At 64.0% G+C, this 26,237-nt stretch carries 22 protein-coding genes and 3 pseudogenes; 15 read left to right on the forward strand and 10 right to left on the reverse strand.

Translation table 11 applies throughout. The annotated features are described in order from the left end of the window. Positions 1-55 precede the first annotated feature (55 nt). Positions 56-691 (forward strand): LysE family translocator, encoded by a 636-nt coding sequence (locus RX329_RS40045; RefSeq protein WP_085358610.1) that lies wholly within the window; start codon positions 56-58, stop codon positions 689-691. Positions 692-731: 40 nt separating this feature from the next. Here the strand turns inward: RX329_RS40045 and RX329_RS40050 are convergent, their stop codons facing one another. Then, positions 732-1,358, reverse strand: a complete 627-nt coding sequence (locus RX329_RS40050) for a glutathione S-transferase family protein (protein ID WP_085358608.1) — start codon at positions 1,356-1,358, stop codon at positions 732-734. Positions 1,359-1,557: 199 nt separating this feature from the next. Here RX329_RS40050 and pyrE point away from each other — a divergent pair, with 199 nt between their 5' ends. Both pyrE and RX329_RS40060 read left to right on the forward strand, forming a co-directional pair. Then, complete coding sequence (gene pyrE / locus RX329_RS40055) at positions 1,558-2,121, forward strand: orotate phosphoribosyltransferase (protein WP_018460046.1); 564 nt, start codon at positions 1,558-1,560, stop codon at positions 2,119-2,121. Between the two features lie 271 nt (positions 2,122-2,392). Next, a complete protein-coding gene (locus RX329_RS40060; protein WP_083926594.1) occupies positions 2,393-3,169 on the forward strand; it encodes a DUF2865 domain-containing protein in 777 nt (258 codons plus the stop codon). A gap of 156 nt (positions 3,170-3,325) precedes the next feature. Here RX329_RS40060 and RX329_RS40065 read toward each other — a convergent pair whose 3' ends face one another. Next, on the reverse strand, positions 3,326-3,757 hold the full coding sequence (locus tag RX329_RS40065) for a hypothetical protein (protein ID WP_018460048.1): 432 nt from the start codon (positions 3,755-3,757) through the stop codon (positions 3,326-3,328). 187 nt (positions 3,758-3,944) lie between these two features. Here RX329_RS40065 and RX329_RS40070 point away from each other — a divergent pair. Continuing rightward, positions 3,945-4,234 (forward strand): annotated as a pseudogene (locus RX329_RS40070) (GIY-YIG nuclease family protein). Positions 4,235-4,297: 63 nt separating this feature from the next. Here the strand turns inward: RX329_RS40070 and RX329_RS40075 are convergent. Further along, positions 4,298-4,543: a hypothetical protein gene (locus tag RX329_RS40075; RefSeq protein ID WP_317246490.1), complete on the reverse strand. Its 246-nt coding sequence runs from the start codon at positions 4,541-4,543 to the stop codon at positions 4,298-4,300. Positions 4,544-4,761: 218 nt separating this feature from the next. On the opposite strand from RX329_RS40075, the gene RX329_RS40080 reads away from it, so the two are divergent. Beyond that, entirely contained in the window at positions 4,762-7,278 is a 2,517-nt protein-coding gene (locus RX329_RS40080) for a glycogen/starch/alpha-glucan phosphorylase (protein ID WP_085384957.1), read from the forward strand. A gap of 94 nt (positions 7,279-7,372) precedes the next feature. After that, positions 7,373-8,188, forward strand: coding sequence for an acyl-CoA thioesterase (locus RX329_RS40085; RefSeq protein WP_085352000.1), 816 nt, complete (start codon positions 7,373-7,375; stop codon positions 8,186-8,188). Positions 8,189-8,353: 165 nt separating this feature from the next. On the opposite strand, the gene RX329_RS40090 is transcribed toward RX329_RS40085, so the two are convergent. The 3 genes and pseudogenes from RX329_RS40090 to RX329_RS40100 form a co-directional block, all read right to left on the reverse strand. Next, a complete protein-coding gene (locus tag RX329_RS40090; RefSeq protein ID WP_085358560.1) occupies positions 8,354-9,970 on the reverse strand; it encodes a phosphoenolpyruvate carboxykinase in 1,617 nt (538 codons plus the stop codon). 301 nt (positions 9,971-10,271) lie between these two features. Then, positions 10,272-12,864: pseudogene (locus RX329_RS40095) on the reverse strand (CHAT domain-containing protein). Positions 12,865-12,927: 63 nt separating this feature from the next. After that, on the reverse strand, positions 12,928-13,677 hold the full coding sequence (locus tag RX329_RS40100) for a HugZ family protein (RefSeq protein ID WP_085352003.1): 750 nt from the start codon (positions 13,675-13,677) through the stop codon (positions 12,928-12,930). 242 nt (positions 13,678-13,919) lie between these two features. Here RX329_RS40100 and RX329_RS40105 point away from each other — a divergent pair, with 242 nt between their 5' ends. The 5 genes from RX329_RS40105 (at position 13,920) to RX329_RS40125 (ending at position 17,913) form a co-directional block, all read left to right on the forward strand. Then, a complete protein-coding gene (locus RX329_RS40105) occupies positions 13,920-14,621 on the forward strand; it encodes a response regulator transcription factor (RefSeq protein ID WP_007597749.1) in 702 nt (233 codons plus the stop codon). 116 nt (positions 14,622-14,737) lie between these two features. Further along, positions 14,738-16,543 carry a sensor histidine kinase gene (locus RX329_RS40110; RefSeq protein WP_162496303.1) on the forward strand — a complete coding sequence of 602 codons (1,806 nt, stop codon included), beginning with the start codon at positions 14,738-14,740 and terminating at the stop codon, positions 16,541-16,543. Beyond that, a complete protein-coding gene (locus tag RX329_RS40115) occupies positions 16,540-17,064 on the forward strand; it encodes an HPr kinase/phosphorylase (RefSeq protein ID WP_018460057.1) in 525 nt (174 codons plus the stop codon). The genes RX329_RS40110 and RX329_RS40115 overlap by 4 nt, the downstream gene beginning before the upstream one ends. Before the next feature lie 133 nt (positions 17,065-17,197). Continuing rightward, a complete protein-coding gene (locus RX329_RS40120) occupies positions 17,198-17,599 on the forward strand; it encodes a PTS sugar transporter subunit IIA (RefSeq protein WP_007597752.1) in 402 nt (133 codons plus the stop codon). Next, positions 17,596-17,913 carry an HPr family phosphocarrier protein gene (locus RX329_RS40125; RefSeq protein WP_018460059.1) on the forward strand — a complete coding sequence of 106 codons (318 nt, stop codon included), beginning with the start codon at positions 17,596-17,598 and terminating at the stop codon, positions 17,911-17,913. Before RX329_RS40120 ends, RX329_RS40125 begins: the two co-directional genes overlap by 4 nt. A 15-nt stretch (positions 17,914-17,928) precedes the next feature. On the opposite strand, the gene RX329_RS40130 is transcribed toward RX329_RS40125, so the two are convergent. Next, complete coding sequence (locus RX329_RS40130; protein ID WP_317246491.1) at positions 17,929-19,554, reverse strand: glycosyltransferase family 39 protein; 1,626 nt, start codon at positions 19,552-19,554, stop codon at positions 17,929-17,931. A 126-nt stretch (positions 19,555-19,680) separates the two neighbouring features. Between RX329_RS40130 and lepA the strand changes: the two genes are divergently transcribed. Beyond that, on the forward strand, positions 19,681-21,492 hold the full coding sequence (lepA, locus tag RX329_RS40135) for a translation elongation factor 4 (protein WP_018460061.1): 1,812 nt from the start codon (positions 19,681-19,683) through the stop codon (positions 21,490-21,492). A gap of 267 nt (positions 21,493-21,759) precedes the next feature. Here lepA and RX329_RS40140 read toward each other — a convergent pair. After that, positions 21,760-22,532 (reverse strand): annotated as a pseudogene (locus RX329_RS40140) (SDR family NAD(P)-dependent oxidoreductase). 166 nt (positions 22,533-22,698) lie between these two features. Between RX329_RS40140 and RX329_RS40145 the strand changes: the two are divergent. Beyond that, positions 22,699-23,037 carry a response regulator gene (locus RX329_RS40145; RefSeq protein WP_018460063.1) on the forward strand — a complete coding sequence of 113 codons (339 nt, stop codon included), beginning with the start codon at positions 22,699-22,701 and terminating at the stop codon, positions 23,035-23,037. Positions 23,038-23,057: 20 nt separating this feature from the next. On the opposite strand, the gene RX329_RS40150 is transcribed toward RX329_RS40145, so the two are convergent. Both RX329_RS40150 and RX329_RS40155 read right to left on the reverse strand, forming a co-directional pair. Next, positions 23,058-23,267, reverse strand: coding sequence for a hypothetical protein (locus RX329_RS40150; protein ID WP_085352004.1), 210 nt, complete (start codon positions 23,265-23,267; stop codon positions 23,058-23,060). A gap of 14 nt (positions 23,268-23,281) precedes the next feature. Beyond that, positions 23,282-23,455 (reverse strand): hypothetical protein, encoded by a 174-nt coding sequence (locus RX329_RS40155; RefSeq protein ID WP_007604975.1) that lies wholly within the window; start codon positions 23,453-23,455, stop codon positions 23,282-23,284. 376 nt (positions 23,456-23,831) lie between these two features. Here RX329_RS40155 and RX329_RS40160 point away from each other — a divergent pair, with 376 nt between their 5' ends. Both RX329_RS40160 and RX329_RS40165 read left to right on the forward strand, forming a co-directional pair. Next, positions 23,832-24,419 (forward strand): GNAT family N-acetyltransferase, encoded by a 588-nt coding sequence (locus tag RX329_RS40160; protein ID WP_317245430.1) that lies wholly within the window; start codon positions 23,832-23,834, stop codon positions 24,417-24,419. A gap of 108 nt (positions 24,420-24,527) precedes the next feature. Then, positions 24,528-26,147, forward strand: coding sequence for an amidase family protein (locus tag RX329_RS40165; protein WP_085358628.1), 1,620 nt, complete (start codon positions 24,528-24,530; stop codon positions 26,145-26,147). Positions 26,148-26,237: the final 90 nt, after the last annotated feature.

Consider the following 26,237-nt stretch of genomic DNA (forward strand, 5'->3'; position numbering starts at 1 on the left):
GGCACGGCGAGGCCTCGCATATTAAAATCGAGCCGTCTCCCGCACCGGTTCAGCCATGCCCCACGCCTCCGCCCTGCTCGGCTTCGCTCTCGTCTGCCTCGGCCTCGTGCTCACGCCCGGGCCGAACATGATCTACCTGATCTCGCGTTCGATCACGCAAGGGCCTGCGGCGGGCAACGTCTCGCTCGGCGGCGTGGCGCTCGGCTTCGTGTTCTACATGCTGTGCGCGGCATTCGGCATCACGGCGCTGCTGCTCGCCGTTCCCTTCGCCTATGACGCGCTGCGCTTTGCCGGCGCGGGTTATCTGTTGTGGCTGGCCTGGCAGGCAGTGAAGCCGGGCGGGCGCTCGCCGTTCCAGGTGAAGCAGCTTGCGATCGACAGCCCGCGCAAATTGTTCGCGATGGGGTTCGTCACCAATCTGCTCAACCCGAAGATCGCGATGCTTTACCTCGCGCTGCTGCCGCAGTTCATCGATCCCACCGCCGGCAGCGTGCTGGCGCAGTCAGTGGTGCTCGGCGCGATCCAGATCGCGATCAGCGTCAGCGTCAATGCGATGATCGCGCTCGCGGCCGGGTCGATCGCGCTGTTTCTCGCAAGCCGGCCAAGCTGGATGCTGGTCCAGCGCTGGCTGATGGGCACGGTGCTGGCCGGGCTTGCGGTGCGGATGGCGGTGGAAGCGCGGAAGGTGTGATTTTCCCCTCTCCCCGCTTGCGGGGAGAGGGAGAGAAAGATCAATCCAGCTTCGCCTCCATGCCCCGCTTCACCGCGGGGCGCGCCATCAGGGCCTCGTACCAGCGCTTGACGTTGGGGAAGTCGGCCAGGTCAACCTTGTGGCGAGGGTGACGCCAGGCCCAGCCCAGGATGGCAAAATCGGCAACCGAGAGCTCGCCGGCCACGAAATCGCGAGCCTCCAACCGGCGGTCGAGGACGCCGTAGAGCCGTCGCGTCTCCGCCATGTAGCGCTTGAGGCCGTAGGCGCGGTCCTGCTCGTTCTCGAGCGCGATGAAATGGTGCACCTGGCCCGGCATCGGCCCGAAGCCGCCCATCTGCCACATCAGCCATTCATAGACGGGGATGCGGCCCGAAAGCGATTTCGGCAGGAATTTGCCGGTCTTTTCGCCGAGATACAGCAGGATCGCCCCCGACTCGAAGATGCTGACGGGCTTGCCGTCCGGCCCCTCGGGATCGAGGATCGCGGGAATCTTGTTGTTGGGCGAGAGCTTCAGGAACTCCGGCGCCATCTGTTCGCCCTTGCTGATATTCACCGGGATCACCTTGTAGGGCAGCCCCATCTCCTCCAGCGCGACCGAGATCTTGCGGCCGTTCGGCGTGTTCCAGGTGTGCAGCTCGATGGTCATTTGTCGCGTGTCCTTGCCCAGCCTTCTTGCAGGTTTTCTTGCCCGAGATATCCGGCATCCACCTACCCCAGAACGTTGCACCCCCACAACCGGCCGCCCGGGATGGCCGATCCCTGTTGACGGGGGAAGCCCCCTCTGGAATGTCGAGGCCGTCGCGGATAAATTCCGCCACCTCCAAAAATGCTCCCGAGGGCCCGCCGTGTCTAAATCAGCCTCCCGCGCCCGCCTGTTCGAGATCATCCGCCGGCGCTCCTTCGGCCGCGGCGAGGTGACGCTCGCGTCGGGCCGCAAGAGCGACTTCTACTTCAACCTCAAGCCGACCATGCTCGACCCGGAGGGTGCGACCCTGCTCGCCGAGCTGACCTATGAGGCGCTGAAGGATGACCAGCTCGATTTCATCGGCGGGCTCGAGATGGGCGCGGTGCCGCTGGCCGGCGCGCTGGCGCAGATCTCCTGGATCAAGGGCCATCCCATCGCGGCCTTCTTCGTGCGCAAGAAGCCGAAGGAGCATGGCGCCAAGCTCGCGATCGAGGGGCTGCCCAGGGGCGAGACGCTGGAGGGCAAGCGCGTCGTGATCGTCGAGGATGTCACCACCACCGGCGGCTCGGCGATGAAGGCCGTGGAAGCGGTGCGCGAGACCGGCGCGGAAGTGGTGCTGGTGCTGACCATGGTCGACCGCGAGGAAGGCGCCGACGACACCTTTGGCGCGGCCGGGCTGCCGTTCCGCTCGCTGTACAAGGCGTCGGAGTTCTTGAAGGCTTGAGCGGCTAGACTTTTTCCGCCGTCGTGCCCGGGCTTGACCGGGCATCCACGTCTTTGCCGCACCAGAGATCCTGGATGGCCGGGACAAGCACGGCCATGACGAGGTCCACCCGTCCGGCGACGCCGCTCCTCCCCCCTCAACCGCTCATTTACCATCCCGCCTTATGGTGAATCATGTGCTGAGACCTGATGGTCCCGGCCGGTTGGGTAGCGCCGGGTGGAGTAAGCGTTTGCGTACAGTCATGTCCCATGCGCGCCGGTGGCGTCGCGCGATGCTCGTAGCCGCCACATTGGCAGCACCGCTGGTTGCGGCTCCGGCCCCGGTTTCGGCCGAAGGCCTGTTCGACTTCTTCTTCGGCGGAATGCAGCAGCAGCAGCGGCCGCAGCGTGAGGTGCCGCAGCAGCCGAGCTCCTACGCCGATCCATTCACCGGCCAGCAGAACGGCGCAAGTCCGCCATACGTGCCGCCGACACGTTCGGCTGCGGCCGGCGGCTCGGGACCGGCGTTCTGCGTGCGCAGCTGCGACGGCAAATATTTTCCGCTGATGCGCGGTCTCACCTCGCCCGCGCAGATGTGTCAGGCGTTCTGTCCTGCAAGCGCCACCAAGATCTATTTCGGCTCCTCGATCGACGGCGCGGCGTCGCAGACCGGCGAGCGCTATGCCGATAGCGAGAACGCGTTCGCCTATCGCAAGGCGCTGCGCGCCGACTGCACCTGCAACGGCCGCGAGCCGGTCGGCCTTGCTCCGGTCGATCTGGCGCTGGACTCGTCGCTAAAGCCCGGCGACGTGATCGCCACCAGCGACGGTCTCGTCGCCTATACCGGCATCCGCGTCGGCAACGACCAGGCCGCGGACTTCACCCCGGTCGCCTCCTATCCCGGTCTCACCGCGCAGGTCCGCGCACGGCTCGGCGAGATGAAGGTGGCGCCGGTGCGCGCCGACACGGTGGCGGCGGATGCCCCTGCCGCGGAGATCGTGCGCGAGACGCTCCCCGACGTGACGGTGCCGAAAACGCAAAAGCCGGCGAAGCGGGCTGGGCTGGACTAGCTCAGGCTCGTCTGTAGCCAAGCCGTCATTGCGAGCGACTTGTCCGCCGAAGCTCGAAGAGCGAAGGCGGAAGCGAAGCAATCCAGTCTGGCTCCGTGGAGGCACTCTGGATTGCTTCGTCGCAAGAGGCTCCTCGCAATGACGGAGGATGGTGGGTCACCGTCCGATGATCACGCCGATCACGTTCGGCGCCGCCAGATATTTCTCCTCGATCGCCGCGCGCGCGGCGGCGCGGTTGTCTGCCGTGAGCAGGCCGCGCTTCTCGGCTAAAATCATCCAGCAAAAACCCCACCAGTCGGTGAGCATGCCTTGGTCGTCGACGAGATCATAACCCTGCTCGGCGGCGAAGATGCGCGCATGCGCTTCGTCAAGCGTGTCGAGGAACAGATGGTCCTGCGCCGAAAACAGATCGTCGCTGACGTCGTCGATGGTGTAGCCCCAGATCGACTGGCACACCGCGTTGAACTCGCGGTCGAACTGGTCGTCGTCGACCGCGTGGCGCCGCGCCGCCTGATGCAGCCGCGACAGCGAGCGCGCGAAATCGGCGATCCTGGTGAGGGCAAATTGATCGAAGGCAATGGTGGACATGTAGTCCTCGCGAAGTCTGGCAGACGCTAGATATGGTGTCGGCAACACGCCGAATCACAATGATATATCAAAGACTTGCTAAAGTGTTCTTAATTTGTTCTGATGTTAGGCGCGATTGTTGGAGAGCGTCGTCCTGGCGAAAGCCAGGACCCATTACCCGGTCAGTGTTGCTTTTGCGGGTTGGGCCATGAGCACGAGCAGCTACTTCGTCTACATTCTCGCAAGCCGCCATCACGACACGATCTATATCGGAATCACCAACGACGTCCGCGCGCGGCTTGAGCTACATCGTTCGGGTCGCGGCTCGAAGTTCGTGCACAAGTATAAAATCTTCCGCCTCGTTCATGTCGAAGCCTACGCAACACTGCAGGAGGCGATCGCGCGCGAGAAGCAGCTCAAGTTCTGGAAGCGGGACTGGAAGATCAAGCTGATCGAGGAAGAAATCCCGATTGGAATGATCGGTCAGGCCTCATCTGACAGGCGGGTAATGGGTCCTAGCTTCCGCCAGGACGACACCTTCTTCGTTGCACCAGCCCCTGCTCAATTCGCCGCTGACATCAACTTATCCCCGCACGCGCTTGCGTAAAATTTGCCGCCGCATTGGCGCTTGATGGCGGCGCAGCGGGCGGCGGAGGATGCGTTTTGCGGAAGCGTGACGGCGCAGCTCAGGCCGTCGGCGCCGCGGCCGATCTTGCCGGCGGCGAAGGCGGCGCTGGACGCGGTGATGCAGACGACGAGGAAGGTGGCGGCGGCGATTTCGATCAGCCGTCGCGTCACAGGTCTCATCAGAGAGTTCATCGGGCGCCTCCTCCACACTGATGGCTGAATTGGCCGCCATTCTAGCACCAAATCCACGTTTCCCCGTATGCGTCCGGGTTCCCAAATCGGCCCGTTCCTTGCATAATTTTACGCCAAACGCAGTGCACGGTCGCACCAGCAATGGTTCCGTACAGAGGCAAGATGCGTAGGGTCAGTAGTGTTCTCGCGACCAGGAAGTGACGACTTTGCAAGATTCATCGTTCCAGCCCAATTTCTCCGCCCCCAACCAGCCCATCGACGAACTCGCTCTGGCTGAGATCAAGGGCGCGATCCTGGCGAAGCTGCGCCTTGCCATCGGCAAGGATGCGGGCATGGCCACCAAGCACGACTGGTACCAGGCCGCGGCGCTGGCGCTGCGCGATCGCATCGTGCATCGCTGGCTCACGGCCGAGAAGCACAGCTACGATGCGGGGCGCAAGCGGGTCTATTATCTCTCGCTCGAATTCCTGATCGGCCGCCTCTTCAGCGACGCGCTGAACAATATGGGGCTATTGAAGATCTTCGAGGTCGCGCTCGGCGATCTCGGCGTTTCCTTGCCTGAGCTGCGCAAATGCGAGCCGGACGCGGCGCTCGGCAATGGCGGCCTGGGCCGTCTCGCCGCCTGCTTCATGGAAAGCATGGCGACGCTGTCGATCCCTGCGATCGGCTACGGCATCCGTTATGATTACGGCCTGTTCCGTCAGATCATCAATCAGGGCTGGCAGCAGGAATATCCGGACGAATGGCTCGGCTTCGGCAACCCTTGGGAATTGCAGCGGCCCGAAGTGATCTATGACATTCGCTTCGGCGGCGGTGTCGAGCATGTCGAAGACAAGGGCCGCGATCGCGCGATCTGGCATCCGTCCGAGACCGTGCAGGCGATGGCCTATGACACGCCGATCGTCGGCTGGCGCGGCCAGCACGTCAACGCGCTGCGGCTGTGGTCGGCACGCTCGCCCGATCCGTTGAAGCTCGATGCCTTCAACACCGGCGACTATGTCAGCGCCAGCGCCGAGCAGTCGCGCGCGGAAGCGATCTGTAAATTCCTCTACCCGAACGACGAGAGCCCGGCGGGCCGCGAGCTGCGCCTGCGCCAGGAATATTTCTTCGTCTCGGCTTCGCTGCAGGACCTGATCAAGCGGCACCTTGCGTCGGACGGCCAGCTTCGCAGCCTGTCGAGCAAGGTCGCGGTGCAGCTCAACGACACCCATCCGAGCCTGGCCGTCACCGAGCTGATGCGGATCCTGATCGACGACCACAATTTCCGCTGGGACGAGGCCTGGAAGATCACGGTCGCCACGCTGTCCTACACCAACCACACGCTGCTGCCTGAGGCGCTGGAGACCTGGCCGGTCGAGCTGTTCGAACGGCTGTTGCCGCGGCATCTCGAGATCATCTACCGCATCAACGTGCAGCATCTCGCGCTCGCAGAGGCGCGCGCCCCCGGCGACATCGACTTCCGCGCCTCGGTGTCGCTGATCGACGAGCGGAGCGGCCGGCGCGTGCGCATGGGCCAGCTCGCCTTCGTCGGCTCCCACCGCATCAACGGCGTCTCGGCGATGCATTCGGACCTGATGCGGGAGACCGTGTTCCACGACCTCAACCATCTCTACCCCGGCCGCATCACCAACAAGACCAACGGCATCACCTTCCGCCGCTGGCTGATGCTGGCGAACCCGAAACTGACCGATCTGTTGCGCGAGACCTGTGGCGACGCCGTGCTCGATGATCCGACGCAGCTCAGCCTGATCGAGGCCCGCGCCAGCGACGTCGAATTCCAGAAGAGGTTCCGCGCAGTCAAGCTTCACAACAAGACGGCGCTGGCGCGCCTGATCGGCGAGCGCCTCGGCATCAAGGTCGACCCGAACGCGCTGTTCGACGTGCAGATCAAGCGCATCCACGAATACAAGCGCCAGCTTCTCAATGTCATCGAGACGGTCGCGCTGTACCAGGCGATCAAGGACGACCCCAACGGCAACTGGGTGCCGCGGGTGAAGATCTTTGCGGGCAAGGCGGCGGCGAGCTACCGCTACGCCAAGCTGATCATCAAACTCATCAACGATGTTGCGGAAGTCGTCAACAACGATCCCGCCATCGGCGGCAAGCTCAAGGTCGTGTTCCTGCCCGACTACAATGTCAGCCTTGCCGAAGTGATCATTCCCGCTGCCGACCTCTCCGAGCAGATCTCGACAGCCGGCATGGAAGCCTCCGGCACCGGCAACATGAAACTGTCGCTGAACGGCGCCCTCACCATCGGCACGCTCGACGGCGCCAACATCGAGATCCGCGACCATGTCGGCGCGGAGAACATCGCGATCTTCGGCATGGAAGCCGGTGACGTGATGATCCGGCGCAAGCAGGGGCTGGACGCCTCGGACGTGATCCGCAATTCGCCGAAGCTCCAGCGCGCCATCAATGCGATCGGCGCCGGCGAATTCTCGCCCGGCGATCCCGGCCGCTTCGAATCGATCGCGCATGCGCTGCGCTATCTCGACCATTACATGGTCAGCGCCGACTTCGATTCTTATTACGAGGCGCAGCGCAGCGTCGATGCGCGCTGGCAGGTGGCGCCGGCCTGGACCCGCGCCTCGATCCTCAACGTCGCGCGCATGGCGTGGTTCTCCTCCGACCGCACCATTCGCGAATACGCCGAGGAGATCTGGAACGTGCCGGTCAACCCCACCACGCCGCTGCTGCCGACCCTGCGCGACGTCGCGGGCTGAATTTCCGCGACGTGAAATCGGTTACCCACGAGGTAATTGCACAAGCCGGCGGCGGACGTGATATGACGTCCGTCATTGAACGCCGGATCAAGCAATGCACGCCAAGCTCCCGCACCCTTTCGACGACGCCACCCGCGTCACCGCCGGTGACTCGAGCTGGCAGGGACACACCAGCGACGATTACTGGGCCTTTGTCGGCCCGTTCGGCGGCGTCACGGCCGCGACCATTTTGCGCGCGCTGATCGAGCATCCGGAACGTGCCGGCGATCCGCTGGCGCTCACCGTGAATTACTGCGCGCCGATCGCCAAGGGGCCGTTCGATCTCGACGTGCGACTGGTGAAGGCCAACCGCTCCAGCCAGCACTGGAGCGTTGAACTGTCGCAAGGCGGCGGCGAGGTCGCAACCCTCGCCACCGCGGTGTTCGCCGAACGCCGGCCGTCCTGGGACCACAGGGTGGCGCAATATCCGGATGCAAAGCCGTTCGAAGAGACGATGCCGTTCCCAAAGATCGCGGCGTCCTGGGCCAACCAGTATGAATTCCGGTTCGTCGAGGGCGAGATGCGGATCGGCCCGTCCAAGCCCGAACTCGCCAGCACTTACTCAAAGCTCTGGATCAGTGATCGCGAGCCGCGCAAGCTGGACATGCCGTCGCTGATGTCGATGTCGGACGCCTTCTTCGGCCGCATCTTCCACGCGCGGCGCGAGCTGGTGCCGTTTGGCACGGTGTCGCTGACGACGTATTTCCACACTGACAGCGAAGAACTCGCGGCCGAGGACATCACCCGCGTGCTGGCGACCGCAGATTCAAAGATCATGCACAAGAGCTACGCCGACCAGAACGCCGAGCTGTGGTCGCCCCACGGAAGGCTGCTCGCGACGAGCACGCAGATCGCGTATTTCAAGGCGTAGCTGCTTCCGCAAGTTCGTCATTGCGAGCGCGGCGAAGCAATCCAGACTGTTTCCGCGGAGGGATTCTGGATTGCTTCGCTGCGCTCGCAATGACGGTGGAGAGACATCTTGAAAAGCAAAAGGGCGGCCTCGCGGCCGCCCTTTCGAATTTCAAACGACGCAAGCTTACTCCGCCGCGAGCTTCACGTCCGGTGCAGCGGCGCGGACCTCGGCGTCGACCTGGGCTTCGAACTTGGCAAAGTTCTTCTGGAACATGCCGACCAGCGCGCGGGCGGTCTTGTCGAACTCGTCCTTGTCCTTCCAGGTGTTGACCGGGTTGAGGATCTCGCTCGGCACGCCCGGCAGCGCGGTCGGGACCGCGAAGCCGAAATATTTATCGGTGCGGAATTCGACGTTGCGAAGCGAGCCGTCGAGGGCCGCGGTCAGCAGCGCGCGCGTCACCTTGATCGGCATGCGCGAGCCGGTACCGTACTTGCCGCCGGTCCATCCCGTGTTGACCAGCCAGCAGTCGACATTGTGCTGGGCGATCAGGTCGCGCAGCATGTTGCCGTAGACGGAGGGGTCGAGCGGCAGGAAGGGCGAGCCGAAGCAGGTCGAGAATTCCGGCTGCGGCTCATTGCCGAGACCGCGCTCGGTGCCAGCGACCTTGGCGGTGTAGCCCGACAGGAAGTGATACATCGCCTGCGCCGGCGAGAGCTTGGCGATCGGCGGCAGCACGCCGAAGGAGTCGGCGGCGAGCATCACCACGTTCTTCGGCTGCGGTGCGCGGCCGGTGCGCGAGGCGTTCGGGATGAACTCGAGCGGATAGGCCGAGCGCGTATTCTCGGTCTTGGAGCCGTCGTCGAAATCGACCACGCGGGTGTCTTCGTCCAACACGCAGTTCTCGAGCACCGCGCCGAAGCGGGTCGAGGCGGCATAGATCTCGGGCTCGGCTTCCTGCGACAGCTTGATGCACTTGGCGTAGCAGCCGCCTTCGAAGTTGAAGACGCCGTTCGGGCCCCAGCCGTGCTCGTCATCGCCGATCAGCGTGCGGTTCGGATCGGCTGACAGCGTGGTCTTGCCGGTGCCGGACAGGCCGAAGAAGATCGCCGCATCGCCCTTGGCGCCGACATTGGCCGAGCAATGCATCGGCATCACGCCGCGCTCGGGCAGATAGTAGTTCAGCGTGGTGAAGACCGACTTCTTCATCTCGCCGGCATAGTAAGACCCGCCGATCAGCACGATCTTGCGGGCGAAATCGATCGCGACGACATTCTCCGACTTGCAGCCATGGCGCTTCGGATCGGCGCGGAAGCTCGGCATGTCGATGATGGTGAGCTCGGGCACGAACGCCGAGAGCTCGATCGCCTCGGGACGGATCAGCAGCGTGCGGATGAACAGCGAGTGCCAGGCGAGCTCGGTGAAGACGCGGGTCTTGATGCGATAAGCCGGATCGGCGCCGCCATAGAGGTCCTGTGCGAACAGCGACATGCCTTCGGCGTGCTTGAGGAAGTCCTGGTAGAGCGTCTCGAACTGCTCTGCGGTGATCGACTGGTTGCCGGCCCACCACATCTTCTTGTCGGTGGTGGCGTCACGCACCGTGAATTTGTCCTTGGGGCTGCGGCCGGTGAACTCGCCGGTGTCGGCGCAGAGCGCGCCATCGGCCGACAGCACCGCCTCGCCCGCGGAGAGCGCGTATTGATAGAGTTGCGGCGCACCGAGGTTCCAGTGAACCTGCTTGAGATTCTTTAAGCCGAATTTGTCGGCGCCGAAGGCACCGTTGCGCACGCCCGTCTCTTGCACGAAAAATCCTCCTAGAACCCACTCAGCGCGATCATGCTTGGCGCCGCCGCGGTCACCGTGATTACAGGCCGTTCGGCCTCGGTTGGAACGACCTAATACTGATGAACGCAGGCGTTGCCAAGCTGATCCCTTCGGATTTGGTTTATTCAAGGACCGCGCCAAACGTCGCGCATGTCAGCTCTGAGCAGTCGCATCAAAAAATCAACAATGATCGCGCAACCAAATGCGCGTTTCGGCGTTTCACAAGGTTATTGCGACGCACAATGCCCAAGACGGTCTCGATGAAAATTCCAAGGCCACCCTATCGTACCGCGCCTTCGCCGATGAGCGCGAAGGGCCCCCACATCGCAGGATAGGCGTTGCGCGGAGACGAGGTGTCGTCAACGTAGGTTAACATCGCGCGGCGCAAGGCTTCGGCACGCCCGATTTGTGGTTCGTTTTTGAGCAGCTCGAAAGTCATCGTGGTCAGGCGGGTGGCAGCTTCCGAATCCACGGCCCAATGCGAGACCAGGAGCGCGCGCACCGGCGTAGAAGAACGAGCGCGCCAGTCCCGACAGGGCCTCGGCGCCGGGCTTGTCGCCCGCGATGGTGTTGCAGGCCGACAGCACAACCCAATCCGCATTGAGCTTGAGCTGAGCGACTTCACTCGCGGTGAGTAGACCGTCGTCGAGTTCAGTGGGCTGATCGGGAATGGAGAGCGCGAGCGAGGGCTCACCCAGTCCCTTGATGTCGCCGGCAACGAGGCCGTGGGTGGCAAAGTAGATGATGCCGTATTGAGCAAGCGCTGCACGCTTGAGCGTCGTCTCGCTGGCGTCGCGGCCGAGATGAATGTCGGCCTCGGAAGCCCCGACATCCCTGGCCACCGCGTTCAACTCATCGGCGGTGTCGGGCAGTTGCGGCAGCGCCTGCGCAAGCCGCGCGCGATCGACGCCGGCACCGCGCCAGAAATCACTATAGGCGATGGTCGCGATGCTGCGCGCGGCGACCTTGCCGTTCGCGGCGCGCCGCTCGGCGGGCCCTTCCAGTGCAGGATTGAACACGGGATCGCCGAAGCCGGTCATCGGCTTCACGCTTTGATCCCGACGCGCGAAGGCCCGCAGCGATTTCAGACTGCCCACCGACGGCAGCACCGAGACGGCCTGGCGCCGCAGCAGCCAGGCGGCGCCGCGATAGCCTTCGAGCGTGTCCGGGATCGCAGCCTGCGGCTTCTCCGTGACGAGCAGATGAAACGGCAATGCGGTCAGCGCAGCCGACGGCACCACCAGCAGGCTGTGCTTGTGCTTTGTCAACGCCTCGACCGGACCGAGCAGCGCGACATGGAGCTCGTTGGCGAGCGCCAGATCGAACAATCCGGATTTGCCGGAGGCGTCGCGCGCTTTGCCGACGTCGAGTCCCTTGCGGAATGCCGTCACCTTCTGCGTCAGCGCATCCGCGCCGAGTGGGATGGCCTTCCAGTCGACGCCCTCGCGCGTGATCGCGATGACATAGCTCTGCTTGTCGACGACGGAATAGAGCACCATCGCCTCGTCGGCCGACAGCAGCAGCCGGATGTCCTTTGCCGTCAACGGCAGCGGATTGGAGAGTGACGCGTAGTCGGGAAACTCGACCGCGAGCGTCTTCTGCAAGCCCGCACGCTCGTTGGCAATCATTGCAATCCGCGCGCGGCTGCGCTGTTCGGTTGCGAGATCGCGCTGCGCGGATTGCTTCGACACTGCGGCAACGATCGCCTTGTCGAGTGCCTCTGGCTCAGCCGCGAGATCCTGATCCCGGCGCACCAGCTCGGCGAGCCGGTCGCTGCCGGCGGCAAGCCGAACCGCGAGCTTGTTCACGGCGGATGCGGCGGAGGATTGCGTGCCGCGCTGGATCGCGGCGAGGGCCTCGTCGAGCGCCTTGTCGCCGGACAGCAGATCTTGTTGGCGCGCGGCGAACAGGACCGGCAAGACGATGCGCAACTGGGCGCGATCGCCCCGAAGAGTCCTTTCCGCGAACGGCAATGCGTCCGCGGCGCGCCCGGCCACGTAGAGGAAATAAGCCAGATTGCCGGTCGAGGTCATGACCTCGGGATGATCGGGCCCGAGTGCATTTTCGCGGATGACCAGCGCGCGACGATAGAGCGGCTCGGCGTCACCGTAGCGCTGCTGGTGCTCGTAGAGGCCGGCGAGATTGTTCAGCGAGCGGGCGACGTCGGGATGATCCGGTCCCAGCACCTTATCCCGGATCGCGAGCGAGCGCTTGATCGGCGCTTCCGCGTCCGCATCGCGATTGAGATCGCGATAGACCTGGCCGAGATTGTTCAGGACGGTGGCCACCGCCGGATGCTCGGAGCCGCCAGCCTTCTGGTAGATCGCGAGCGCCCGCTGAAACAGCGGCTCGGCTTCGGCATAGTGCTGCTGCTTCACATAGAGCGTGGCGAGATTATTGAGTGACTGGCCGACATCGGGATGCTCGCGCGACAATCCCTTCTCGCGAACGGCGAGCGCGCGCTTGAACAGCGGCTCAGCCTCGGCGTAGCGGCTCTGCCGCTGGTAGAGCGCGGCGAGGTTGCTCAGTTCGGCTCCGATCAACGGGGTTTCGAGACCGAGCGACTTTTCCATCAGCATGATGGCGCGCTTGTAGAGCGGCTCGGCCAGATCGTCGTGGCCCTGACCGGCATGAACCTGGCCGAGGTTGTTCAGCGCGGCGGCGAGTTCGCGACCTGTGTCGCTCTTCTCCAGGTTCGCGACCATACCTTGCGCCAAAGGCAGTGCTTCCGAATATCTGCCGGCGCTCATGAGGGTGTTGATCCGCGCGCTCTCCGCGGCGAGACCTTTCTGGGCGACGCTAGGCGTGACAAGCGATGCGGTGATCGCGAGCGTCAAACCCGCAACCAGCGTCCGTCTATTCCATTCTGCCATGACGCTCTCGCCGCCGCCTTCTGACCGGTAACGAACTTGGGTCGCGGCGATGGGCAGCAGCGTTCAATGTGTTGCGCTCTGGTTCATCCTGGTGCGCGCTTCGCCGGCGAGGCGAACCAGCATCTTGCGCAGCGCCGTGCCATCAGCCACCCGCTCCGGAAAATCTAGCCGCAAGACGGTCTGGCCGTCCTGCATGTCGAGGCCCTCCGGGTCGCAGCCGGTGCAGCGCCAGTCGCCCGCGGCAGCACCGAGCAGTTTTGTTGCATAGAGGCCCATGGCCTCGCGGTGGTCGGCATTCATGTGCTCCACCGCGCCCTCCTCCGCCGTCAGCAAGTCCTCGGCCCCCGTGAGGTCGGTCAGGAATTGCTCCGGCTTGAGGTCGACGATCCGGCCGAAGCCGGCGACCAGATGGGTTCCCGTAGGCCGGATCCGAAAGAAAGAGAAATCTTTAAAGGAAACAAAGGCTCCCGCTGAGGGATGAGCATTGAGATACCGTCGCCGGAGCAGATCCTTGTCGGCATCGGCCGGCTCGGCATGGCCGGACAGCATGATCCGGGCACCTTCCAGCGGATCGCCCGCCGCCCGCTCGTCCAGCATCAAGGACACCCGGCTGTCGGCGAGGATGTTCCTGGTGTGCACGGCCAATCCTGAGATCAGCAGGATCGGAGAGCCATCCGGATGGCTCGCCAAATTGACCAGGGAACAATAAGGATCGCCGCTGCCGGCCATCAATGTCGCCAAGGCCCCCTGCCGTGAGCGCCGCAGCAGCGATTTGGCGAGCTTTCCGGAGTCGAAGTCGGGGGGCGGTTGCATCGGCTTTCTCGGGTCAGGTGGTTGCATGGAGGGCCTTTTTTCGGGTAAACCGGGGCCCGGTTATGGGTCGAGATGCGGCGAATCTGCCGTGTTTCGTGGAACTCGGTCACACTTCAGCCTAGCTTGCATTGCTCGGTGACAAGGTTCGAATGCCAACATCGGCACCCATGTATGCGGCGCATCAGTGGATTGCTCGCCGTTTTCAAGCCACGACCCAAACGGAAAGCAGAAAGCAGAGGCTCATGCCCACAATCGCTTTGGTCGACGACGACCGCAACATTCTCACATCCGTCTCGATCGCGCTGGAGGCCGAAGGCTATCGCATCATGACCTATACCGACGGCGCCTCAGCGCTCGACGGTTTCCGCACCACCCAGCCCGATCTTGCCATCCTCGACATCAAGATGCCGCGCATGGATGGCATGGAGACGTTGCGCCGGCTGCGGCAGAAATCCGACCTGCCGGTGATCTTCCTGACCTCGAAGGACGAAGAGATCGACGAGCTGTTCGGTCTCAAGATGGGCGCCGACGACTTCATCCGCAAACCGTTCTCGCAGCGCCTGCTGGTCGAGCGCGTCAAGGCGGTGCTGCGCCGTTCGGCGCCGAAGGACCCGACCGTCACGCCGAAGGAGAACGACGCCAAGGCGCTCGACCGCGGCCTGCTGCGCATGGATCCTGAACGGCACACCTGCACCTGGAAAAACGAGCCGGTGACGCTGACCGTCACCGAATTCCTGATCCTGCAGGCGCTCGCGACCCGGCCCGGCGTGGTGAAGAGCCGCAACGCGCTGATGGATGCCGCCTATGACGACCAGGTCTATGTCGACGACCGCACCATCGACAGCCACATCAAGCGGCTGCGCAAGAAGTTCAAGGTGGTCGACAACGAGTTCGAGATGATCGAGACGCTCTACGGCGTCGGCTACCGCTTCAAGGAAGCCTGAGGCGCGCGCGCCTCCACGAAAGACCGAGAGCATCGCCGGTTCTGATTCCGTCGGGACCGGGATGGCTCTAGGATGCGGGGACCTTCGCACGAGCTGTCCTAACGCGGGCGTGAGCATTGCTTGACCGAACGCAGCCTGACGAGAACCAGAACGCCGAGGACGTCACCGCCCACGGCGCTCGGGATCAATTGAGCGAGGACAAGCCGGCCGTGCGGGGCTGGCGTCCGCTGAACTGGCTGAAGCGGGCCGGGCAGTTCTTCTTCGCGCTGTCCTTCTCGAGCCTGACCCGCCGCATCGTCTCGCTCAACCTCGCCGGCCTGGTCGCGCTGGTGGCGAGCATCCTCTATCTGTCGCAATTCCGCGCCGGCCTGATCGACGCGCGCGCGCAGAGCCTGCTGGTGCAGGCGGAAATCATCGCCGGCGCGATCGCGGCGTCCGCGACGGTGCAGACCAACGCCATCACCATCGACCCCGACCGGTTGCTCGACCTCAAGCCGGGCGAGACCTATGGCGGCTCGGACGAGTATTCCCCGCTGGATTTTCCGATCAATCCGGAGCGCGTGGCACCGGTGCTGCGCACGCTGATCTCGCCGACCAAGACGCGCGCCCGCATCTACGACCCGAACGGCAGCCTGCTGGTCGATAGCCGCAGCCTCGATACCGTGGTGCGCTTCCCCCTGCCGTCAGTGTCCGCCGAGAAGCCTGGCATGGTCGAACGCGGCATGGTCGCGGTCCGTACTTGGCTCAATCGCGGCGACCTGCCGCTCTATCGCGAGCTCGGCCCCGAGAACGGCAATGGCTATGCGGAGGTCGGCGACGCGCTCCAGGGCCAGAAGCGCTCGATGGTGCGGGTCAATGCGCGCGGCGAGGTGATCGTCTCTGTCGCGGTCCCCGTGCTGCGCTCGCGCGCCATCCATGGCGCGCTGATGCTGTCGACGCAGGGCGACGACATCGACCAGATGGTCACCGCCGAGCGCCTCGCCATCCTCAAAGTGGGCGGCGTCGCCGCCGCGGTCATGATCATGCTGTCGCTGCTGCTCGCCAGCACGATCGCAGGTCCGGTCCGCCGGCTCGCCGATAGCGCCGAGCTGATCCGCCGCCGGATCAGGACCCGCGTCGAAATTCCCGACTTCACCCGTCGTCGCGACGAGATCGGCCATCTCTCCGGTGCGCTGCGCGACATGACCAGTGCACTCTACAGCCGCATCGAAGCGATCGAGATGTTCGCCGCCGACGTCGCGCACGAATTGAAGAACCCGTTGACCTCGTTGCGCTCCGCGGTCGAGACGTTGCCGCTGGCGCGCAACGAGAACAGCCGCGCGCGCCTGCTCGAGGTGATCGAGCATGACGTCAAGCGGCTCGACCGGCTGATCTCGGACATCTCCGACGCCAGCCGTCTCGATGCAGAACTGCAGCGCCAGGATGCGATTCCGGTCGACCTGCGCCGCCTGCTGACGACGCTCGTCTCCGTCGCCAATGAAACCAAGCTCGGCCATGACGTCGCGGTCGAAATGCGTTTCGAGGGCCGCAGCCCGACCGACAATTTCGCCGTGACCGGCCACGATTCGCGGCTAGGACAAGTGGTCTCCAACCTGCTCTCGAACGCACAGTCCTTCTCCGAGCCCGGCAACAAGGTGCGCCTCACCTGCCGCCGCGTACGCGGAGAGATCGAGATCGTGGTCGACGACGACGGCCCCGGAATCCGCGACGACGCGCTGGAGCGCATCTTCGAGCGCTTCTACACCGACCGCCCTCATCAGGGCTTTGGCCAGAACTCCGGCCTCGGCCTGTCGATCTCCAAGCAGATCGTCGACGCGCATGGCGGACGCATCTGGGCCGAGAACCGCCTCGGCCCGGCGGACGAGGACGGCGCGCCCAGTGTTGTCGGCGCGCGTTTCGTGGTGAGGCTGCCGGCGCTATGAGCGACGGTGGGCCCAGCGTTCACGCCTCGGCGGTCAAGGTTGGAGATCTGGCGGTGCTGATCCGCGGGCCCTCGGGCTCCGGCAAGTCGCGCCTTGCCTTCGATTTGATCATGGCAGGACGCAGCGGCGTGCTCGAAACGGCCGTTCTGGTCGGTGATGACCGTGTCCATCTGGCGACAGTCGGCCGCGAAATTGAGGTCCGCCCCGCCCCGGTTCTGGCCGGCCTGATCGAGATCCGGGGGCTGGGAATCCGCCGCTGCGACTTTGTGGAGCATGCGACCGTCGGCCTCGTGGTCGATCTGGACGCCGCGGATGCGGAGCGGCTGCCGCCGGCCCAATCCCTGAAAACAGCCATTTTAGGTGTCGAAATACCACGAATCCCAGTCGGCCGCGACTATTTGCCCCTTCCTCTGGTTGTCGCGGCCTTGACCACTACCAAGAGTTCATCTCCCGTTAACCCTTCAGGCGATTGTTTGAAGGGAAATGGTAACCATATGAACCCCACACTCGCGACCGAATAGACCGGCGCAGCTCCCCTTATCCATCCGTCTAGATTCAGGGAGATACGCAACATCCCCTCTTGCGCGGGGGCTCTGGATGGTCAAAGTGGCGCGTTCGTGCGGTGCACCAAAAGCGCCCGCGAGGAGTTTTCCGATGATTGGTCTAGTACTTGTGACCCACGGGCGCCTTGCCGACGAATTCAAGGCAGCGCTTGAACATGTCATGGGCCCACAAAAGCAAATCGAAGCGATCACGATCGGCGCCGAAGATGATTCCGATCTCTGTCGAAGCGACATTATCGAGGCGGTTAACCGCGTCGATTCCGGCGACGGCGTCGCGATCCTCACGGACATGTTCGGCGGCACGCCGTCCAATTTGGCAATATCCTGCATGAGCCGGCCGAAGGTCGAAGTGCTCGCGGGCATCAACCTTCCCATGCTGGTGAAGCTCGCCAAGGTGCGCGAGGAGCGTCCGCTCCCCGACGCGATCGCGATGGCCCAGGAAGCCGGCCGCAAATACGTCACCATCGCCAGCCGCGTCCTCGCCGGCAAATGAGCGACGAGGCGCCGCAAGCCGGGACGGGCGTGCCCGCGGGCGCGATCTCCAAGGACCTCCTGATCATCAACAAGCGCGGCCTGCACGCGCGGGCCTCCGCCAAGTTCGTCCAGGCCGTCGAGCGTTTCAGCGCGCAGGTCTGGGTGACGCGCGGCGGCGAAACCGTCGGCGGCACCTCGATCATGGGCCTGATGATGCTCGCCGCCGGTCCCGGCACCACCATCACGGTCGCTGCGTCCGGCGATGATGCCGAAGCCGCGCTCGCGGCGATCACCGAACTCGTTGAAAGCAAATTCAACGAGGAAGGGATTTAGGCGGATTCGCTTCGATCAATTCCCCGGCGGCGCGATGTAGATGTTCCAGCTCATCGACGGACCGGCTTTGCCGTGAGTGAAACGGCGCGTCGTCATTACGATGCGCTCGGCCTTCGGCGCAACTTCGGACACCCATTTTTCGAACGCCGGCAGGCGACCATCGGCCGGGTCGAACACGCCGATGAAGCCGTATCGCTTGACGTCATCGGGCGAAATCAATCCGGACCCCCAGGCCTCTAGCGGCGTGAACGCGGCCGGATGATCCGGGCTGTAGAACACCATCGGCTGGATCGATTCCATGGTGCCGGCGACGACCGCCCAGTGCGAGGCGAAGCGCGCGTGCCAAGCCTGCGTCAGCTCGCGCGCGAGATCCGAGCGCGCGCCGTAAGTCGCCGTATTGCCGGCATTGGCCGCCATCTCGCGGGCGGCGATCCAGGGCGAGGCAATGAGCGTGGCAACGCTGAGCACGAGCCAGATCGCGACAATGTTGAACAGCGCAGCGCTCTGCACCCGCAACGCCGGGATCGCGACCAGCGCCAAGGGCACCAGGAAGAACAGCGAGATGCCCCAATCGGTCTTCATGTAGATGCTGAAGGCCAGCGCACCGAGCGCGGGGCCGACCGCGACGATGATCTGAATGAGCCAGACGTTGCGCGCCTGCGAAAGGTTCACGCTGGAATTCGCGCCGCGCGCCCAGGCCCGCGTGACGATGCGCAAGGGCGCACGCAGGAGCAGCCTGAACCAAGGTGGCGCCAGCGCCATCGCCAGCGCGGCCAGCGCCACCGGCAATGCCAGCAGCGCGACATTATGCAGGGCATAGCCGGTCACGAGCTGATGCACCTGGCCGCTGTCCTCGAGGCTGTAGGTATCGCCGGCATAGGTCAGCGGCACGAAATGCGCGTCCGCCAGCCACACGATGTGCGGGATCATCGCCACCACCATCGTCGCGATCGCAACCCACGGTGCCGGCGACGACAGGAATCTCATTCGCTCCGGATGGATCAGCGCGGCAAGCCCGATGGCGCCGATCATGGTCAGCACCCAGTATTTGGTCATCAGCGCCAGCGCGCCGGCAAGGCCGAGCAACACTCCGGACTGCCAGCTCCGCTTCTCGAACGCATTGAGATAAGCGAGCACGAGGAGCGGCAAGGTGACGAGCTGGAGCAGGTCGGGATTGTACTTGAAACCCTTGAAATTGAAGATCGGGTAGAGCGCGACCATCACCACGACCAGGAACGCGCGCCGCGCATCCACGACGCGCAGCGCGATGAGCCAGCAGATCACCATACCGGTGCCGACGGTCGCCATCGCCAGCGCATAGGTCGCCCAGTCCGTCGGCGGGAACACTGTGAACCAGAGGCCGGCGACCCAGCCCGACAGCGGCGGGTGCTTGCCATAGCCCCAGAGGAATTTCTGCCCCCAGCCCCAGGCTTCCGCGACGTCCATGTGAACGTCCTGCGCTGCCTTGAGATTGATCAGGATGAAGGTCCAGAGCACCGCATGCAGGATGGCGAGCTGGATCACCAGCCAGAGGCGCGCCTCGGGGCGGGTCGCGCTGGCAACCAGCCAGGCGCGAAAGCGGGCATAGCTCACCCGGGTCTTCGCGCGCGCTCGGGCAGACGGGATCGAGGTCGTCGTCATGGGCCTGGACATCAGGCGTTGCGTAGCGCGTTTCGGGCCTTCGTGGAATCAGCTTGGCGTGAACAAAGGCCCTGAAAATACAGCAATATGGTTGCCGCACGGGGATGTGAGTGGTATCCCGCGCCCATGACGACCGTCCCCATTTCCAACATCCGCAATTTCTCCATCGTCGCCCATATCGACCATGGCAAATCGACGCTGGCCGACCGCCTGATCCAGATGACCGGCGGCCTCACCGACCGGGAAATGGCGGGCAAGGAGCAGGTGCTCGATTCCATGGACATCGAGCGCGAGCGCGGCATCACCATCAAGGCGCAGACCGTTCGCCTCGCCTACCGCGCCAAGGACGGCAAGGATTACATCTTCAACCTGATGGATACGCCCGGCCATGTCGACTTCGCCTACGAAGTTTCGCGGTCGCTGGCGGCCTGCGAGGGTTCCCTGCTGGTGGTCGACGCCAGCCAGGGCGTCGAGGCGCAGACGCTCGCCAACGTCTACCACGCGCTCGATGCGGGGCATGAGATCGTTCCGGTCCTGAACAAGGTCGATCTTCCCGCCGCAGAGCCGGAGAAGGTCAAGCAACAGATCGAGGACGTCATCGGCATCGACGCGTCCGAGTCCGTGATGATCTCGGCCAAGACCGGTCTCGGCGTGCCCGACGTGCTGGAAGCGATCGTCACCCGCCTGCCGCCGCCGAAGGGCGACCGCGAAGCGACCCTGAAGGCGCTGCTGGTCGACAGCTGGTACGACGTCTATCTGGGCGTGGTGGTGCTGATCCGCGTCGTCGACGGCGTCATGAAGAAGGGCAGCCGGGTCCGCATGATGGGCACGGGCGCGGCCTATGACATCGAGCGCGTCGGCTTCTTCACCCCGAAGATGACGCAGGTCGACGAGCTCGGCCCCGGCGAGATCGGCTTCATCACCGCCGCGATCAAGGAAGTGGCCGACACCCGTGTCGGCGATACCATCACCGACGACAAGAAGCCGGTCACCGAGATGCTGGCGGGCTTCAAGCCGGCCATTCCCGTGGTGTTCTGCGGCCTGTTCCCCGCCGACGCCGACGACTTCGAGACCTTGCGCGCGGCGATGGGCAAGCTGCGCCTCAACGATGCCAGCTTCTCCTACGAGATGGAGACCTCGGCCGCACTCGGCTTCGGCTTCCGCTGCGGCTTCCTCGGGCTGTTGCACCTGGAGATCATCCAGGAGCGTCTGTCGCGCGAATTCGATCTCAACCTGATCGCGACCGCGCCGAGCGTGATCTACAAGATGAGCCTGACCGACGGACAGGAAATCTCGATTCACAATCCCGTCGACATGCCTGATGTGGTCAAGATCGCGGAGATCCAGGAGCCCTGGATCGAGGCCACGATCCTCACCCCCGACGAATATCTCGGCAGCGTGCTGAAGCTGTGCCAGGACCGCCGCGGCTCGCAGAAGGAGCTGACCTATGTCGGCTCCCGCGCCATGGTGAAATACGATCTGCCGCTCAACGAGGTCGTGTTCGACTTCTACGACCGCCTGAAGTCGGTCTCCAAGGGCTACGCCTCGTTCGACTATCATCTCACCGACTACAAGCCGGCCGATCTGGTCAAGATGCAGATCCTGGTCAACAACGAGCCGGTCGACGCACTCTCGATGCTGGTGCATCGCACCCGCGCCGAGGGGCGCGGCCGCGCCATGGTTGAGAAGATGAAGGATTTGATCCCGCCGCACATGTTCCAGATCCCGATCCAGGCGGCGATCGGCGGCAAGGTGATCGCGCGAGAGACGGTGCGCGCGCTGCGCAAGGACGTCACCGCAAAGTGCTACGGCGGCGACATCACGCGTAAGCGCAAACTTCTGGAGAAGCAGAAGGAAGGCAAGAAGAAGATGCGGCAGTTCGGCAAGGTCGACATCCCGCAGGAAGCCTTCATCGCCGCGTTGAAGGTGGACAGCTGAGGCGACGGCTTTAGGCCGCCGCGAGCGCGGCGAGACAGGTCCGGTCCGCGCTTTCGGGACCGAAAACAAAAAAACGCGAAAACAACCCCATGCACAGTAGCGAGGGGCTTGTTCGGATTGAACTTTTGATTTTCAGAATTTCGTTTGACCCGTCGGGCAAAACAGGGGCATGATGGCATCATGCAGCACGTGGCAATGCCGTGCGCATGAGAGGCAGCATCGGCCTCCCGACGCTTTGGGAAGATGTGGGCTTCAGGCGAATTGCTTCTACGCCGGTGGAAGCATCACTCCCGTCAACTCGCCCAGCCTGTCCAGAAGCCGCTCCTGAAAATCGGGATCAACTGCTTCGTGCGCCGGCTCTTGTTGCCGGAGGTCATGCCAGTAACGACCGCTGACCAGGGCGGCGGGATCATCGCTCGCCGCCAGCCAGGTCTGCGTCCGTTGTCCGGTGGCCACGCCGACCGGCGCGCCGGCACCGCCCATTTTGGTGCGCGCCCAGCCGGGATCGACGGCGTTGCTCAGCACCTGCGGCCAACGCCGCGCCAAGGCAAAGGCCAGTGCGACCATGTGCAGTTTGCTCTCCGCGTACGCCTTGGCCGGATCCCAGGTTCGCCTCGTCCAGTCGAGATCGCTCAACGATCCCTCTCCGCCGCGATGTAGTCCGCTGCTGAGATACACCAGCCGATCGGGGCGCTTCATCAGGGCGGTGAGCAAATAGGGCGCGAGCGTGTTGATTGCCAGGGTGGTGGCGTGGCCTTCGGGCGTCGGGCCGCGGCTGCGCTCGGTATAGACCCGGCGTTGTGGATGACCGCGTCCATTCGTCCGATTGCGTTGACCTGATCTGCCACGTGTCTCGTCTGGGCGGCGCTCTTGAGATCGCCGATCACGACCCGTGCGGAATGCGATTCAAGCTCGGAGATTGCGGTCGCACGTTCCGCTGATCGTGCGTGCAGGACGACCTGGTGGCCCTGTTCGAGCAGAGACTGGGCAGCTGCGCGGCCCAGACCGTCCGTGCTGCCGGTGATGAAGACGATTGCCATTGCCGCTCCTGTTCGATCCCCGCTTCGGCGCCTGCGTCGAAACCTCAAGGAGAATGCAACATGTTCGACTGATCATGCCGTGGCGCAAGGAGCGCCGAACGAAGACATCACAACCGAACAATCTTCCGGGATGCGCATTAACATCCGATAAGTTGGGAATGACCGCATGTCGAATTTCGTCATGCTGCTGGTCGAGGACGACTCACTCCAGCGCGAAGTTCTGTCCGACCTTCTCAAGGACGAAGGGTTCGAAGTCGTCGAGTGCGCCACTGCGGAAGCCGCGGAGCTTATCGTGGCGTCGACGGGCACGGAGCTACGGGCGCTCATCACCGATCACAACCTCGCGGGGAGAATGACCGGGCTTGAGCTCGCAGAATACGCTCGCAGTGCTCATCCGGGGCTCAACATCGTGCTGATGTCCGGGACGGTGATGGCGCCGCTGCCGCCCAACACGACCTTTTTGCGCAAGCCGTTTGCGCCCGCCCATTTGCTGGCGGCCGTGTAGAACCAGGATGCTCTCGAAGGTCATCCGCCCGAATTTTCTGCGCCGACGGTGTTCTCGCTCTCCGGCACCGTTAGCCGGACGGAATGACCCTGCCGCATGGCGAGCGATGCCGCGGCCACAGCCGCCTCGAAAGCGGCTTCCTTGGTCTGGTAAGTGTTCCGGATTTCGCCATCGTGGTCGACGTGCCAGGCACCGTCCCTGCCAACAATATCATAGGCTGCGAGGCCCATAGTCTATCCCTCCTTCATGCGTCCGGTGTTGCCTTGGACGCCTGGGTGCTGCTCACCGGGTCCGACGCCGGGAAACTGTCCTTCAAGCCCTTGTCCAGCTCGTCGTCCCTGGCCTTGTCGCGTCGGATGCCACGCTTGAGATCTTCCGCGTTCTTGTCCGGCGGTGCCGGATCGAATTTCTCGGTCATGCAAGTGTCCTTTCGCTACCTCAAACGCCTTGAGCTCCTGACCGTTCCTTCAGAGGAACCAACGCTGTCCGGTTTGGTGTTGAATGGAAAACCAGAGGGCGCCCGCAGCGCGGGTCTCTTTCATTCAGGTTGCGCCTCCAGCTATAATGCATCCTGAGATAGTATACGCATCGTTCCAATCAGGAGAATGCAATGAAAGGGTCGGTTCTTGCGTTAGGGGGCTTGCTGATTTTGTCGATCACATCAGCGAACGCAGCACCCAAAGCCACTGTCGCCCCGACCACGGCGGCCAGTTCGGTCGCATGTTCCACCTCGGGTGGCGGCTTTGGGAGCTATCCGTCAGGCTGCCGAAACGGAGCTAACTTCAAGACCTACAATGAATGCAAGGAATCAGGCGTCAAGCGCGGCTGGAGACACGAAGACATGGCGTGGTACTGCAGCGGTCTGGGACTGCAATAGCGAGCGGTCTTTGTGCTTTTCACGCCGCGAACTGGAGTGGCCCATGGAATGCACAATCCGTCCTGCACTTGAAGATGACGCCGCTCATATCAGCGCGGTCATCGTGCGTGCTCTGCGGGAAACCAACGCGAAGGATTATCCGAACGAGGTCATCGAAAGGATCGTGCGCGGCTTCAGTCCGGACGCTGTGCGGCAGCTCATTGGACAACGCACCGTTTTTGTCGCTACCATCCGCAGCCGCATCGTCGGGACCGCGAGCCTCGACGGGTCCGTCGTCCGCACTGTCTTCGTCGCTCCACACGTTCAGGCCCGCGGCATCGGCAAGCTGCTGATGGCCGAGATCGAGCGTACCGCACGCGAGCGCAACATCCCTTCGCTGACCCTTTCTTCCTCAATCACCGCTGAAACCTTCTACGCCGGCCTTGGATTCAGGGCGGCGCGCGACAGCTATCATGGTGACGAACGCACGATCGTCATGGAGCGATTGCTCGATGGCAGCTCGTAAGATGGGCTTGGCGCTTGCGAAACCCATCGCCCCTCATTGATCCTCCCCGCCAAATCCGCCACGATAGTGCCTCTCGCACTCGCGATGGAATGGAGCAAGGAAAGGCAAATGTCCGAGCTTCCTAGAGCTGGCCTGACTGAGCCGCCGGCGTCGACCATGCAGATGCTCGCGCACGCGCCCATGAGCGACGTCATCGATGCCTTGGCCGGCAGACGGATCACCGCGAGAGCGCTGGCGGAATTCTATCTCGCGCGCATCGCGGCCTATGACCGCGACGGGCCTAAGCTCAACTCGGTCCGTGCACTCAATCCCGATGCGCTCGCCGGCACGCTCGACGGCACGAGGCCGTCGGCCCAGCGGCCGCTGGCGGGCGTCCCTATCCTACTCAAGGACAATATCGCGACCGGAGACGAACAGCCGACCACGGCGGGCTCGCTGGCGCTGGAGGGCGCGCGCGCCAGGGATGATGCCACCATCGTCAAGGTGCTGCGGAGCGCCGGCGCGGTGATCCTGGGCAAGGCGAACCTGACGGAGTTCGCCAACATGCTCGCGATCGACATGCCCTCGGGCTATTCATCGCTGGGCGGGCAGGTGAAGAACCCCTACGCACCAGGGCTGATGGACGAGCACGGCATCCCGGTTCTGACCCCAGGGGGCTCAAGCTCGGGTTCGGCGGTCGCGGTGGCGGCCGGACTGTGCGCGGCCTCGATCGGTACCGAAACCTCGGGCTCGCTGCTGCACCCCGCCAGCCTGAACGGCCTCGTCACCGTGAAACCGAGCGTCGGGCTGATCAGCCGCGCCGGCATCCTGCCGCTTGCGCACAGCCAGGACACCGCCGGTCCGATGACGCGCACGGTGCGCGATGCCGCGATGTTGCTGAATGTGCTGGCTGCCAAGGACCCGCTCGACCCAGCGACGCAAGAGCAGCGGCGGCCGGCCGACTACACCGCCGGCCTCGTCGCCGACGCGATGAAGGGCGCGCGCATCGGCGTGCCGAGCGACCCCGCTGACCCGCTGAACGATTGCTATTACGGCAAGCTGCCGGCGAAGTCGGCCAAGCTGATGGCTGAGGTGATCAAGGTGCTGGAGGATCTCGGCGCCGTCATCGTGCGCGCCAGCATGCCCACACTTGGCTGGATCGGTGGGCCGGGCACGACCATGGCTGTGCTCAACCGCAATCCGCTCAGCGCCCACAAAGGCACGGTCGCAAGGCCGCCGGTCGTCTTTCTGTACGAGCTGAAGCACGATCTCAATCTCTACCTGAGGGATTGGGCGACCAACACTGACATCAAGACCATGGCCGACATCGTGGCCTTCAACGCAGCAAACGCCGACAATGCGCTGCGTTTCGGACAGGACCACTTCCTCGCCGCTGACTTGACCAGGGGCGATCTGAGCGAGCCCGAGTACAAGTCCGCACGTGCCATGGACCTGCTCTCCGCCAGGACGCGCGGCATGGACGCCTATATGAACCAGCACGAGCTCGACGCGGTGCTATTCCCCGGCGCCTATGGCGCCGCAATCGCCGCCAAGGCAGGTTATCCCAGCGTCATGGTGCCCGGCGGATTCGTCTCGGGGACAGACGACGGCAAAGACACGCCCGACTATCCGCTCGGCGTCACTTTCGCAGGGCGCGCCTGGAGCGAGCACAAGCTGCTGCGTCTGGCGTATGCCTTCGAGCAAGCAACCAACGCACGCAGGCCGCCGTCGGGTCTGCCCGAGCTGTGATGTCGCCCGTGTCAGCGCGAGCTGGCGAGACCGACGCTAGGACCAGCTTGATCCTCCCCGCCGGATAGATCACGATTGCCTCCTTACCGC

This window comes from Bradyrhizobium sp. BWC-3-1 (assembly GCF_032917965.1).
In the GTDB taxonomy this organism is placed as follows: Bacteria; Pseudomonadota; Alphaproteobacteria; order Rhizobiales; family Xanthobacteraceae; genus Bradyrhizobium; species Bradyrhizobium canariense_D.

Coding starts and splice junctions, on each gene's coding strand:
- lepA (WP_018460061.1), top strand. CDS start 19,681: ATGACGACCGTCCCCATTTCCAACATCCGCAATTTCTCCATCGTCGCC.
- RX329_RS40125 (WP_018460059.1), top strand. CDS start 17,596: ATGAGCGACGAGGCGCCGCAAGCCGGGACGGGCGTGCCCGCGGGCGCG.
- RX329_RS40045 (WP_085358610.1), top strand. CDS start 56: ATGCCCCACGCCTCCGCCCTGCTCGGCTTCGCTCTCGTCTGCCTCGGC.
- RX329_RS40060 (WP_083926594.1), top strand. CDS start 2,393: ATGCTCGTAGCCGCCACATTGGCAGCACCGCTGGTTGCGGCTCCGGCC.
- RX329_RS40105 (WP_007597749.1), top strand. CDS start 13,920: ATGCCCACAATCGCTTTGGTCGACGACGACCGCAACATTCTCACATCC.
- RX329_RS40075 (WP_317246490.1), bottom strand. CDS start 4,543: ATGAGACCTGTGACGCGACGGCTGATCGAAATCGCCGCCGCCACCTTC.
- RX329_RS40160 (WP_317245430.1), top strand. CDS start 23,832: ATGAATGCAAGGAATCAGGCGTCAAGCGCGGCTGGAGACACGAAGACA.
- RX329_RS40145 (WP_018460063.1), top strand. CDS start 22,699: ATGTCGAATTTCGTCATGCTGCTGGTCGAGGACGACTCACTCCAGCGC.
- RX329_RS40150 (WP_085352004.1), bottom strand. CDS start 23,267: ATGGGCCTCGCAGCCTATGATATTGTTGGCAGGGACGGTGCCTGGCAC.
- RX329_RS40115 (WP_018460057.1), top strand. CDS start 16,540: ATGAGCGACGGTGGGCCCAGCGTTCACGCCTCGGCGGTCAAGGTTGGA.
- RX329_RS40120 (WP_007597752.1), top strand. CDS start 17,198: ATGATTGGTCTAGTACTTGTGACCCACGGGCGCCTTGCCGACGAATTC.
- RX329_RS40100 (WP_085352003.1), bottom strand. CDS start 13,677: ATGCAACCGCCCCCCGACTTCGACTCCGGAAAGCTCGCCAAATCGCTG.
- RX329_RS40065 (WP_018460048.1), bottom strand. CDS start 3,757: ATGTCCACCATTGCCTTCGATCAATTTGCCCTCACCAGGATCGCCGAT.
- RX329_RS40085 (WP_085352000.1), top strand. CDS start 7,373: ATGCACGCCAAGCTCCCGCACCCTTTCGACGACGCCACCCGCGTCACC.
- RX329_RS40165 (WP_085358628.1), top strand. CDS start 24,528: ATGTCCGAGCTTCCTAGAGCTGGCCTGACTGAGCCGCCGGCGTCGACC.
- RX329_RS40130 (WP_317246491.1), bottom strand. CDS start 19,554: ATGACGACGACCTCGATCCCGTCTGCCCGAGCGCGCGCGAAGACCCGG.
- RX329_RS40050 (WP_085358608.1), bottom strand. CDS start 1,358: ATGACCATCGAGCTGCACACCTGGAACACGCCGAACGGCCGCAAGATC.
- RX329_RS40155 (WP_007604975.1), bottom strand. CDS start 23,455: ATGACCGAGAAATTCGATCCGGCACCGCCGGACAAGAACGCGGAAGAT.